General features: G+C 47.8%; 11 protein-coding genes. 6 read left to right on the top strand and 5 right to left on the bottom strand.

Annotated features, from left to right (window positions below; translation table 11 throughout):
* Positions 1-3: 3 nt before the first annotated feature.
* The 4 genes from HV314_RS02305 to HV314_RS02290 all read right to left on the bottom strand — a co-directional run bounded on the left by HV314_RS02305 (position 4) and on the right by HV314_RS02290 (position 3,676).
* Positions 4-1,692 (bottom strand): VapE domain-containing protein, encoded by a 1,689-nt coding sequence (locus HV314_RS02305; protein WP_021530714.1) that lies wholly within the window; start codon positions 1,690-1,692, stop codon positions 4-6.
* Positions 1,676-1,957, bottom strand: a complete 282-nt coding sequence (locus HV314_RS02300; RefSeq protein ID WP_000754198.1) for a hypothetical protein — start codon at positions 1,955-1,957, stop codon at positions 1,676-1,678. Before HV314_RS02300 ends, HV314_RS02305 begins: the two co-directional genes overlap by 17 nt.
* A gap of 8 nt (positions 1,958-1,965) precedes the next feature.
* Positions 1,966-2,094 (bottom strand): helix-turn-helix transcriptional regulator, encoded by a 129-nt coding sequence (locus HV314_RS02295; RefSeq protein ID WP_232529611.1) that lies wholly within the window; start codon positions 2,092-2,094, stop codon positions 1,966-1,968.
* 346 nt (positions 2,095-2,440) lie between these two features.
* On the bottom strand, positions 2,441-3,676 hold the full coding sequence (locus tag HV314_RS02290) for a tyrosine-type recombinase/integrase (protein ID WP_181547237.1): 1,236 nt from the start codon (positions 3,674-3,676) through the stop codon (positions 2,441-2,443).
* 272 nt (positions 3,677-3,948) lie between these two features.
* Here HV314_RS02290 and yhdJ point away from each other — a divergent pair, with 272 nt between their 5' ends.
* Both yhdJ and HV314_RS02280 read left to right on the top strand, forming a co-directional pair.
* On the top strand, positions 3,949-4,833 hold the full coding sequence (gene yhdJ / locus HV314_RS02285; protein ID WP_181547235.1) for an adenine-specific DNA-methyltransferase: 885 nt from the start codon (positions 3,949-3,951) through the stop codon (positions 4,831-4,833).
* A gap of 82 nt (positions 4,834-4,915) precedes the next feature.
* Positions 4,916-5,080 (top strand): DUF2556 family protein, encoded by a 165-nt coding sequence (locus tag HV314_RS02280; RefSeq protein ID WP_032950338.1) that lies wholly within the window; start codon positions 4,916-4,918, stop codon positions 5,078-5,080.
* 46 nt (positions 5,081-5,126) lie between these two features.
* Here HV314_RS02280 and envR read toward each other — a convergent pair whose 3' ends face one another.
* A complete protein-coding gene (gene envR, locus HV314_RS02275; protein ID WP_181547233.1) occupies positions 5,127-5,783 on the bottom strand; it encodes an acrEF/envCD operon transcriptional regulator in 657 nt (218 codons plus the stop codon).
* 413 nt (positions 5,784-6,196) lie between these two features.
* Between envR and HV314_RS02270 the strand changes: the two genes are divergently transcribed.
* From HV314_RS02270 to HV314_RS02255, 4 genes are all read left to right on the top strand, one after another.
* Positions 6,197-7,360: an efflux RND transporter periplasmic adaptor subunit gene (locus tag HV314_RS02270; RefSeq protein ID WP_181547231.1), complete on the top strand. Its 1,164-nt coding sequence runs from the start codon at positions 6,197-6,199 to the stop codon at positions 7,358-7,360.
* A gap of 11 nt (positions 7,361-7,371) precedes the next feature.
* Positions 7,372-10,485, top strand: coding sequence for an efflux RND transporter permease subunit (locus HV314_RS02265; protein ID WP_016157598.1), 3,114 nt, complete (start codon positions 7,372-7,374; stop codon positions 10,483-10,485).
* A 272-nt stretch (positions 10,486-10,757) separates the two neighbouring features.
* A complete protein-coding gene (locus HV314_RS02260; protein WP_003025292.1) occupies positions 10,758-10,979 on the top strand; it encodes a lipoprotein in 222 nt (73 codons plus the stop codon).
* A 460-nt stretch (positions 10,980-11,439) separates the two neighbouring features.
* A complete protein-coding gene (locus HV314_RS02255) occupies positions 11,440-12,465 on the top strand; it encodes an amino acid ABC transporter substrate-binding protein (RefSeq protein WP_003025295.1) in 1,026 nt (341 codons plus the stop codon).

The raw sequence follows: 12,465 nt of genomic DNA, 5'->3' as shown, positions 1-12,465 counted from the left end.
ACCTCAAAACTGGTGGTTAGGCCCATCAAAATAGCGATGGTCTTGCTGTCCAAAAACTTTCGGTGGCATTAGGTAAAAACGCCCTTTACTTGTTCTACGTGCATCCCTTCCTGTCAGTTTTCGCAGAATGTTACCGCACTGCGTTGCCTGGGATTTTGTTGGCCGATCCTGCCCAATAGACAACAGAACATCCGTTGCAGTCATTTCTATATATGCAGCCAGGCGATCACTGTTCCAATCAAAACGCGCCAATATCATTTCTTCAATCGGGTCAGTTTGCCCGTGCTGTTCGTTCACGACTTCCAGCATGGCTTCTTCATCACGGTCCAGCCACCAGCGTTCACCTGCTTCAAACCAGGAAAGAACTTCGGCCCATAATTGTTGTGTGTCTATGCCATGCTCGTAGTTAACGGCAGTTACAGGAATAGTCCACCAGCGAACGTTCCCGGTGTCATCCGCCAGGAAGTGTTTGGGGTTCACTGACGCAAAAAAAACGGTGCGGCGCTGGTACTTCGATTCAAGCCGGTCATAAGGGCGGCGCAGGTCATCACGGTCCTGGCTGATAAATGCTTTGAGCTTGGCAATATCCGCCTTGCGAAACGTCGCATCCAATTCGCCTAGCTCAACAAGCCAGTGACTAATTGCGCTGGCCACGCTGTCTTTATTGCCGGGGTCAATAGTTGCTCCCACCTTAACCAGGTTGCGATTGTCAGGGGGCAGAAGCGCTTTAAACCATGCTGTTTTACCCAGTGACTGCTCGCCCTGGAAAACCAGCACGCCTTTGGACCAGAAACCCGCTTCTAAGTAAGCAGCCGCCACGGCAGACAGCAACCAACGACGCACCAGCATGGCCAGCAGATCGCGACTGTAGTCATCTGGCGTGCTGATAGTATTCAGCAGGTCTGCAAATCGGCTTCGTCCATCCCATTCACGTTGATTGATGAAATCCCTGACAGGATTATAAGTATTGCGCACAGCGATAGTTTTGATATGACCTTCAATATTACTCATTGGTAACCGGTTCAGTGCGGCGAGGCTTAAAATTTCACTCACAGCGCAGTTATCGCGAGCATCTGAACCGCCACTAACGCCAGGTACTAAAACCTCAACGTCCTTGCTAATCTCATTATATTTTGCAGAAATGCTGTAGTTATCTAATAGACGTTCAACATTAGGGCGTGTGTTTAAAGGCTGGCCATTGCTTCCAATATTTGGCCAGGTTGTCATTAATACAGGAGCCATATCGTGAATGTCTTTTACAGTTGCTGCGGCGGTTGCTCGTTCTTCTTTGCGCAGCATGCCCACCAGGCTTTCACCGCGTAGGGCGGCGTCTCTAAGCCTGTCCATGTTCCATTTTTCCGGTTCACGGTCAGTAATGCCTTTAAATAAACGGGCTTCCTTAACTCCAGCCACTGCCAGCTTGTCAGCAATAGTGCTGATTTGAAGTTGCTTAATATCACCAGCCAGATATACCCGCGCAGACCGGCGACCATCGTCGATAATTCGTAGATTATCTAAATCATCCAGTTGTCTTGGCCCAAGATAGACAGGAGGAGTAGTGTCACCGGCAACTTGTTTACCCATTCCTTCTTCCCAGCCCTTGGCATGGCTCCAAGCGTCAGAACCGGCAAAAATAATTGCTTCCGTAAAAGGGTCTTTAGGTAATAGCTTAACATTAGGCGCGTTTCTCATATCGCACCCCGCGTTTTAACTCCAGATACATCGCCCATGATTCAGAATCGCTGATGCGAAACGGCACCAGGCTATCAGCCATAGCGGCGTGACGTGAAACAATAGTCCACGGGCGGTTTACACCTTCGCGAATGCATGCTTGCAACAATAATTGTGCTGCCGCCATACGCTGGGCGGTAAGTTCGCCAACGGTTAACTGGCGCTGTGGGTTACGCAACAGGCTGTTATAGCGACTGATAGCCTGATTTACGGTTGTTTTCTTCATAAGCCACCTCAGCACTGTACTTGCTGGCGGCTTTCAAGCCATTCCATAACATCTTTGCGTTTCCAAGCCACGCGTTGTGGCCCAAGTTTAATACTATTTGGGAAAGTGCCAGCCTGAACGTATCTCCAGATTGTCATTCTGGATAAGGTGGTTAATGCAATGACTTGCTTAGTGGTGAGTAATTGATCCATCGATAAAGCCCTCAAACTCGGGCCGGTATGGATATAAAGCATGTAATGATTTAGAATTACTGAGGGTTATTTCATAACCCGCCATTACTGCCACACCGGCTGTTTTGGTTTTTAGGGGTTCTGGTTGCCTCGCCAAAGTTGGCCAGACCCCACCTTTTTTGAAACCCCGGCTCGCCGGGGTTTTTCATGCTACAAACACAGGTTACGCAACTTGTATCGCCCTGTAAATACCCTTTAAATTCATAAAGTTAACCACAAATAACGGCACATAATTCTATATAATCGTCTATTTTTAATAGCCTGATTTTAAAGAGTTTATTTTTTCTAAATATTTTATCCATTTGTCCAGTGCTAACCGTTTTTCCGGGATGTACTTGCTACGGTTGTACACCGACATCACTCCTGGCATTGAGTGGCCAAGCAATTGCTCCACCACATGCGGTGCTATTCCCAAGTTATTTAGGCTGGTGGCAAAAGTGCGTCGCAGGTCATGCAATGTCCATGGCGTTGAATGTCCTAATCGGCTGTATAAGATGCGTCCCCACTGGCTTACAGCCTCGGGTTTCTTCATTTCACCAAGCAGCATTCCGCTATCAAGATTATTTTGGCGTAGCTGTAAAATAAATGGCTGTATGGATTCGGGCACGGGGCGTATGATTTTCTCCCCTCCCTTGCTATGTTCTCGCGGCACTGTCCAAAGCCACTCTTTCACGTTCCATTCCGACCATGTTGAAAGACGAATCTCTTGTGTTCTTGCACCAAATACGATTAGCAATTTCAATAGTGCGTTGTAATAAGGTAGGAACGCATATTCGTTTTGCAGCTCATTCCATAGATCACTTAGTTCTTCAGAAGTTAAAACACGATCACGTTTTGCCTGCTTTCTTCCAACATCAGTGACTTTGATATCCTCCAGCACATCACTGTAAACGTCGTGCAGCCTACGGTTGTGAATCAACGCCTGCTTGCAGTTACCTAATATGTAGCCGCTTGCTACCGGTGCGACTTTTTTGATTCTGTTAAATGTATCCATCCATCTTGCTTTGGAGCACTGTTCAAGTGGTACTTCGCCAATGAAAGGGTAAATATGCCTTTCGAATTGACGTCTATGCCTTTCAAAGTTGACCCGGTTTTCCGCCGCGTACTCATTAATCCAGCGTTCCAATGCTTCCCTGATAGTGACAGGTTTCATGGTTTTTGCTGACTCTTGGTCAAACTGGTCTTTAGGATCTAGATTATGAGCAAGCCACCGTTTGCATTGGTCGCGTTTCACCCTCGCCTCAGCAAGAGATAAGGCAGGATACTTGCCCAGCACTAGCGTCAAAGTATTGGCGCTTTTATGCTTATTCTTATAACGGAACAACCATTGGATGTTATTGGCCGGTCTCTTCTCGCCATCAAGGATTTTGCGCCTTGATGGTGTAACGCGAACAGAAAGGCTGCCACCGTCAGCAACATCAAAAGGTTTTTCGATGACTTTGCGGGTTAACGCACGCAATTGAACATCTGAGAGTTTATTTTCGGCCATAGAGTTAATGACAACCTTTTTGACAACTGTATGCAGGGAGTAACTGATAACTGATGATACAATGCGAGCCAATAAAAAATAAATATCTCGTTCTGCATCAATTATTTATGATGAATACAAATTATCTAGAGTGATAATAAATTACGTATAATGACTCTGTATTTTACAATACGGCATGAACTGATACTAATCAGCGAAATGTTTGTTTTAAAAGGCGCTACTCGGCATGGGGAAGCGCCTTTTTTATTAACGTCACACGGGAGGCTTTGGCGATGAACGCAAGATGTGAACCTGTCTATTTTGGCGATGAATCTAAAAAGATAATCCTGGGTGATGCTCTGACCGAACTGAAAAAGCTGCCGTCAGAAAGCGTCGATCTCATTTTCGCCGACCCACCTTATAACATCGGTAAAGACTTTGACGGGATGGTGGAATCCTGGGACGAAGAGGCATTTTTGGCATGGCTGTTTGAGTGCATTGACGAGTGCCATCGCATTCTCAAATCACACGGCACCATGTACATCATGAACAGTACGGAGAACATGCCGTACATCGATCTCAAATGCCGCCAGCTCTTTACCATCAAGAGCCGTATCGTGTGGTCATACGATAGCTCCGGGGTGCAGGCCAAAAATCACTTTGGTTCGATGTATGAACCGCTTCTGATGATGGTAAAAGATCAGAAAAACTACACGTTTAATCGTGATGATATTTTGGTTGAAGCCAAAACGGGCGCTAAACGTGCACTGATAGACTACAGAAAGAACCCGCCCCAACCTTACAACCAGAAAAAAGTACCAGGCAATGTCTGGGAGTTTCCACGCGTTCGTTATCTGATGGACGAATACGAAAATCACCCGACTCAAAAACCCAAAGTCCTCCTTGAACGCATCATTCTGGCTTCCTCCAGTCCAGATGACAGCGTGCTGGATCCGTTTGCCGGTAGCTTCACTACCGGTGCCACTGCCGTGGAATTAGGTCGCAAGTTTGTCGGGATTGAAATCAATGCCGAGTACGTAAAAATGGGGCTCAGAAGAATGAGCATTGGTTCGCATTTTTCAGAGAATGAACTTGCAAAGGTGAAAAAGCGGAAGACAAAAAATCTGTCTAAAAAGAGTCGATTAACAGCAAAGAGCGGCGATCTTTCAGCAAAGTAAAGGCATTGTAAGTCTGCTTTTCAGCTTGCAGATTTCGTGTATATTCCCTGCACGCTTGGGCATGAATACACAGGGTTTGGTAATGATTCGCAAGTATTGGTGGCTGGTTGTTTTTGCGGTCTTCATTTTTCTCTTTGATGCGCTGCTCATTCAGTGGATAGAGCTGATGACAACGGAGCACGATAAGTGCCGGAATATGAATTCTGTGAACCCCCTCAAGCTGGTCAACTGCGTCGACCTCGAATAGCACGACGAAAAATACGTCGACAGCCGTCAGGCCCTGGCGGCTAAAACTACCCTGGCTGATTTTCACTCTGCATTAATTGCATTACACAGCCGTCTGGGCTTAACATTTTTAATACGTTATCAACTAATACTGGCGCTTGCCCATACAAATCATAACTCACTGGATTCATTAACCAGTTTTTTATTATCCCGCTAAAGCTACCGTGCAGAATAATGATGATGACATCTAAATCCAGACTGGTAGCAATCAGATTTTCATCCACGCACTTTTGCAGTGAATCACGAATGCTTTGATGACTGAGACCTATTTTATTGCGAATGGTCTGTTCTGATATCATATCGTTATGAAATTCACATTTATGATATAAAATTTGCATTAATGCCTGCTGGCGAGGATTCTGTGCAATATATTGCAATCCCACCACAAACTTTTCACGCAGTCGCTGTAAAGGATTATCCCCCCAACGACCAATAAGCTTATCCTGAATAAGATCGCGTAATGAAGGTTGTTGTAACCATAGCGCATTGAACAATTGCGTCTTATTTTCAAAATGCCAATAGAGCGCCCCCCGCGTCACGCTGGCGGCATCCGCAATGTCGTTTAACGTCGTATTGCTAACACCACGCACGGCAAACTGCATAATCGCTGTTTCTATCAGGTGCTGTCGTGTTTTGAGGGCATCAGCTTTCGTTTTTCTGGCCATGGTTTCGACTGTCTGAGGTAAGGTAGAGAATGATTAACTTTCTTATGTAATATTTGCTAAACGGAACAAATGTATCACTTAGCGTTTATTTAGACGAGTTCTAAAACAGTTAATTATGGATATTGCACACGAATAAACAAAACAAATAACAACCACCAATATATTCACCAACCAAATACTTATTTCAATATGTGTTTATGCGCATCATTGCATTACTATTAAAACCATAATGAAACAACCGAAGATAAATCCTTTTTTGTTTTTACGTGCCGTGTATCGCGCCCATAAATAAGTATTGCTTACATCGCAAGCTAATAATTTGTAGGATAGCCAACCATTATTTTCACTTGTGCGCGTTATCGCCTCTGCGTTACCCGGTTAATAACGAGCGTTCGGTTTTTTAAGGAATAGAAATGACGAAAAATGCCAGGTTTTCACTCCTGCCCTCATTCATCATCATGTCCGCTGTATTACTCGCCGGTTGTAACGATCAGGGAGAAACACAAGCTCACCCCGCAGAGCCGCAGGTGACTGTCCATGTCGTCGAAAAGGCGCCTTTAGCCGTGACGACCGAATTACCTGGGCGCACAACAGCATTTCGTATTGCTGAAGTCCGTCCTCAGGTCAGCGGGATTGTACTTAAACGGAATTTCACCGAGGGAAGCGATGTTGAAGCCGGTCAGTCGCTTTATCAGATCGATCCTGCGACTTACCAGGCCGACTACGACAGCGCCAAAGGCGAACTGGCAAAGAGTGAAGCGGCAGCAGCTATCGCACATTTAACGGTAAAACGTTATGTCCCGCTGGTTGGCACTAAGTACATCAGCCAGCAAGAGTACGATCAGGCCATTGCTGATGCTCGCCAGGCCGATGCCTCCGTTATCGCGGCAAAAGCGGCGGTCGAAAGCGCTCGTATCAACCTGGCCTACACCAAAGTGACATCGCCCATTAGCGGACGTATCGGTAAATCTAACGTCACCGAAGGCGCATTAGTCACGAATGGCCAGGCAACTGAGCTTGCTACCGTGCAACAACTTGATCCTATTTACGTCGACGTAACACAGTCCAGTAATGACTTTATGCGCCTTAAACAGTCCGTTGAGCAAGGGAGCCTGCATAAAGACAGCGCCAGCAGTACCGTCGAACTGGTGATGGAAAATGGTCAGTCGTACCCGCTGAAAGGTGCGTTGCAGTTCTCTGATGTCACCGTTGATGAAAGTACCGGATCCATCACCCTCAGGGCCGTATTCCCTAACCCACAGCACACGCTGCTGCCGGGCATGTTTGTGCGTGCTCGTATTGATGAAGGCGTCCAGCCGAATGCCATTCTCGTTCCCCAACAAGGGGTAACGCGTACGCCACGCGGCGATGCAACGGTGATGGTTGTCAATGACATGAGTCAGGTCGAGGCTCGCACCGTCGTTGCTACACAGGCGATAGGTGATAAGTGGTTAATCAGCGAGGGCTTACAGCCTGGCGATAAGGTTATCGTCAGCGGATTGCAGAAAGCGCGTCCCGGCGTAAAGGTTAAAGCAACCACCGATACCGAAACTCCAGCCGCAAAAACTGCGCAATAAGGTAACCGGACATGGCTAACTTTTTTATCAATCGCCCTATTTTTGCCTGGGTTCTGGCCATCATTCTGATGATGGCAGGGGCTCTGGCAATCATGCAACTGCCCGTTGCACAGTATCCGACCATTGCACCTCCTGCGGTCGCTATTTCTGCCACCTACCCAGGTGCGGATGCGCAGACGGTACAAGACACGGTTACGCAGGTTATCGAACAGAATATGAACGGTATCGATAACCTGATGTATATGTCCTCCACCAGCGATTCCTCCGGGAGCGTCACCATTACTCTGACTTTCGAGTCAGGTACTGACCCGGATATCGCACAGGTCCAGGTGCAAAACAAATTACAGTTAGCGATGCCCTTACTGCCACAGGAAGTACAGCAGCAGGGGATCAGCGTCGAGAAATCCAGTAGCGGTTTCCTGATGGTGGCGGGTTTTGTCTCCGATAATAACAATCTGACGCAGGATGATATTTCCGACTATGTGGCGTCTAACGTTAAAGACGCAATAAGCCGAACAGCAGGTGTCGGCGATGTCCAGATGTTTGGTGCACAGTACGCAATGCGCATCTGGCTCGACAGCAACGCAATGAACAAATATCAGTTGACTCCGCTGGACGTTATCAATCAACTGAGAACGCAAAACAATCAGATTGCCGCAGGCCAACTGGGAGGCGCACCATCCGTCCAGGGTCAACAACTTAATGCCTCCATTATTGCTCAGACACGCCTGAAAACGCCGGAAGAGTTTGGTCGCATAACGCTGAAGGTGGGCCAGGATGGCTCAATGGTTCACCTCAGAGATGTAGCCCGCATCGAACTCGGCGGCGAAAACTATAACATGGTGACGAAAATTAATGGTCAGCCCGCAACAGGTCTGGGCATTAAGCTGGCGACCGGTGCAAACGCGCTGGATACTGCCGCAGGCGTCAAAGCAAAGCTGGCTGAGTTACAACCTTTCTTCCCGCAAGGTTTGCAAGTGGTTTACCCCTATGACACTACACCATTTGTAAAAATCTCGATTAACGAGGTGGTGAAAACGCTGTTTGAAGCCATCATCCTCGTCTTCCTGGTGATGTACCTGTTCCTGCAAAATCTGCGCGCCACGCTGATTCCAACTATCGCAGTGCCTGTCGTGCTGTTGGGAACATTCGCGATCCTCGCCGCATTCGGATTCTCCATCAACACGCTAACGATGTTCGGAATGGTGCTGGCCATCGGCCTGCTGGTCGATGACGCCATCGTGGTAGTAGAAAACGTCGAACGCGTCATGGCGGAAGAGAAACTGCCGCCCAAAGAGGCGACGCAGAAATCCATGGTACAGATCCAGGGCGCACTGGTCGGGATCGCGATGGTGCTCTCGGCGGTATTTATCCCCATGGCGTTCTTTGGCGGCTCGACCGGCGCCATTTACCGCCAGTTCTCTCTGACCATTGTTTCAGCGATGGCGCTTTCTGTTCTGGTCGCCCTCATTCTTACGCCAGCGCTTTGTGCAACGCTGCTAAAACCCGTTTCCGCCGGACATGTTGAAAAGAAAGGCGGTTTTTTCGGATGGTTTAACGCCCTGTTCGATAAAAGCGTCGGGCATTACAGCAATAGTATCAGCGGTATTCTGCGCAAAACCGGACGCTACTTGTTGCTATATGTTCTTATCGTCGGCGGAATGGCTGTTCTGTTTTTACGCCTCCCTACCTCCTTCTTGCCCGAAGAGGATCAGGGGGTCTTTATGACAATGGTGCAACTTCCTGCCGGTGCGACACAGACGCGCACACAGCAGGTGCTGGATCAGATTCAGAATTACTACCTGAACCAGGAAAAAGCGAACGTAAAATCGGTGTTCACCGTTAATGGCTTCAGCTTTAGCGGCCAGGGACAGAACTCCGGTATCGTCTTTATTAGCCTCAAACCATGGGAAGAGCGTTCGGGCGATGAAAACGGCGTGACGGCTATTGTTGAACGCGCGACCAGGGCGTTCAGCCAGATCAAAGATGGACTGGTGTTCCCGTTCAATATGCCTGCCATTCTTGAACTGGGTACCGCGACCGGCTTTGATTTTCAGTTAATTGATCAGGCTAACCTCGGTCATACAGAACTGACGAAAGCCCGGAACCAGTTGCTGGGTATGGTGAGAGAACATCCAGATTTGCTGGTGCGCGTGCGCCCTAACGGTCTGGAAGATACCCCGCAATTTAAGCTGGATATTGATCAGGAAAAAGCCCAGGCGTTAGGCGTAAGTCTGTCGGATATAAACCAAACGATTTCCACGGCCCTTGGCGGCACCTATGTGAACGATTTTATCGATCATGGCCGAGTGAAAAAGGTATACGTTCAGGCTGACGCGCCGTTCCGTATGTTACCCAACGACATCAACAATCTCTACGTACGTAGTGGGAATGGTGAAATGGTGCCATTCTCTGCGTTCAGTTCGTCGCATTGGATTTATGGTTCACCCCGCCTGGAGCGTTACAACGGTATGCCATCAATGGAAATACTGGGAGAGGCCGCGCCGGGTCGAAGCACCGGTGAAGCCATGGCGCTCATGGAAAACCTGGCAGCACAGCTGCCAACCGGTATCGGCTATGACTGGACGGGAATGTCATATCAGGAACGGCTCTCCGGCAATCAGGCACCTGCGTTATACGCTATTTCGTTAATCGTCGTCTTCCTGTGTCTCGCCGCATTGTATGAGAGCTGGTCTATTCCATTTTCAGTCATGTTGGTTGTACCGCTCGGCGTGGTCGGTGCGCTTCTGGCGGCGTCCATACGCGGTCTGAATAACGACGTTTACTTCCAGGTAGGTCTGCTGACTACCATCGGTCTTTCCGCCAAAAACGCTATCCTTATCGTGGAGTTTGCCAAAGACCTGATGGATAAAGAAGGTAAAGGGTTGATTGAAGCCACACTGGAGGCGTCACGCATGCGTCTTCGTCCAATCCTGATGACATCTCTGGCGTTTATTCTGGGGGTTATGCCTCTGGTTATCAGCCACGGAGCAGGTAGCGGGGCGCAGAATGCGGTTGGTACAGGCGTAATGGGAGGCATGCTGACCGCGACATTGTTGGCAATCTTCTTCGTCCCCGTCTTCTTCGTTGTCGTCAGACGGCGTTTTAGTCGGCGAAATGTTTAATTTGTAAAATAAAGGCGTCTTCGGACGCCTTTTTCACCTAAGATGCCCTTCTTTATTTATTAATAAGATAGCCATTTGTTTCTAATAAACCCTTCCTGAAAAAATCGCGAATCACCTTTCTTTTTATCCATTATTTTTACAATCCACATGAATTGAGATTATTCCTCATGTCAGTATTTTTTTAAGGAGTGGTAAAATAATCGCCGAGTTCGCAGATGGCTTAGCGTTTGTCTTTGCTCAATTAGCGAAACGCTTATTTTTGAGGTAACACCATGAAAAGATTAATATCCGTTGCATTGCTTACCGCATTCCTGGCCGGCTGTGCACACGATTCTCCTTGCGTACCTGTATACGACGATCAGGGGCGCCTGGTTCATACCAATACCTGTATGAAAGGCACCACGCAGGATAACTGGGAAACAGCCGGTGCCATCGCCGGTGGCGCAGCAGCCGTTGCCGGGCTGACGCTTGGGATAGTCGCCTTGACCAAATAAATCTTCTTAAAAGCGCGGTGGGTACCGCGCTTTTTGCAATAAGAATTAAATCTTCATATAAGACAAAACGTTGGTATATAGCACTCAACGTATAATAAAATTATTATAGATTTTCCTCACATATCCACGATTTGAAATTAGCATTTTTCCAGTTCTTCGTAACAGCGCGCTTTCTTTTCATTATTCTCACGTCATCAATATTAACGTACGAAATCGTTATCACGCGTCCGGTTTGATTTTTAAATTTTTTGCGCCGAAATGTGGCTTACGTTTCAATTTTGCACCACTTCAGGGCGCTGCATTTATTTTTTCCTGTCTACACTCTGGATATTGCGTCGAATAATCGTGCGCAAAAACCTGGCACTACCTTTGCTTAAAAGAGTATGGCCATAGCCACAGACAGGTAAAAGACGTTTTCAGAACGTTTCCATAACAATAATTCCTCCACACAGGATGCTCTATGAAAAAGATGATAATAGCCAGCCTGGCTGCGGCCGGCGTGCTGCTTGCGGTTGCAAATCAGGCACATGCCGGCGCAACACTTGATGCCGTAAAGAAAAAAGGTTTTGTGCAGTGTGGGATCAGTGACGGGTTGCCTGGCTTTTCTTATGCCGATGCAAGCGGTAAGTTCTCAGGTATTGATGTCGACGTATGTCGTGGCGTTGCCTCCGCCGTATTTGGCGATGATAGCAAAGTAAAATATACCCCGCTCACCGCCAAGGAACGCTTTACCGCACTACAATCTGGTGAAGTCGACATGCTCTCTCGTAATACCACCTGGACCTCCTCTCGTGACGCAGGAATGGGAATGTCTTTCACTGGCGTAACGTATTACGACGGCATTGGTTTTCTTACCCACAATAAAGCGGGTCTCAAGAGTGCTAAAGAGCTGGATGGCGCAACGGTTTGTATCCAGGCAGGAACAGATACCGAACTGAACGTGGCTGACTACTTTAAAGCCAACAACATGAAGTACACCCCTGTCACTTTTGACCGCTCGGATGAATCAGCTAAAGCTCTGGAATCTGGACGCTGCGACACGCTGGCTTCCGACCAGTCTCAGTTGTACGCCCTGCGAATCAAGCTGAGTAATCCTGCGGAATGGATTGTCCTGCCAGAAGTTATTTCTAAAGAACCGCTGGGACCTGTTGTACGTCGTGGAGACGATGAGTGGTTCTCCATTGTTCGCTGGACGCTGTTCGCCATGCTGAATGCGGAAGAAATGGGCGTTAACTCGAAAAACGTCGATGAAAAAGCGGCTAATCCTGCAACGCCGGATATGGCACACCTGTTAGGCAAAGAAGGGGATTATGGTAAGGATCTGAAGCTTGATAACAAATGGGCTTACAACATTATCAAGCAGGTAGGTAACTACTCGGAGATCTTTGAGCGTAACGTGGGATCGGAAAGCCCACTGAAGATCAAACGTGGACAGAACAACCTCTGGAATAACGGTGGCATTCAATATGCGCCACCGGTGCGCTAA

It is taken from the genome of Citrobacter sp. RHBSTW-00887 (genome assembly GCF_013728095.1).
Lineage (GTDB): Bacteria > Pseudomonadota > Gammaproteobacteria > Enterobacterales > Enterobacteriaceae > Citrobacter > Citrobacter braakii.
This window is presented reverse-complemented; position numbering and strand designations above follow the sequence as displayed.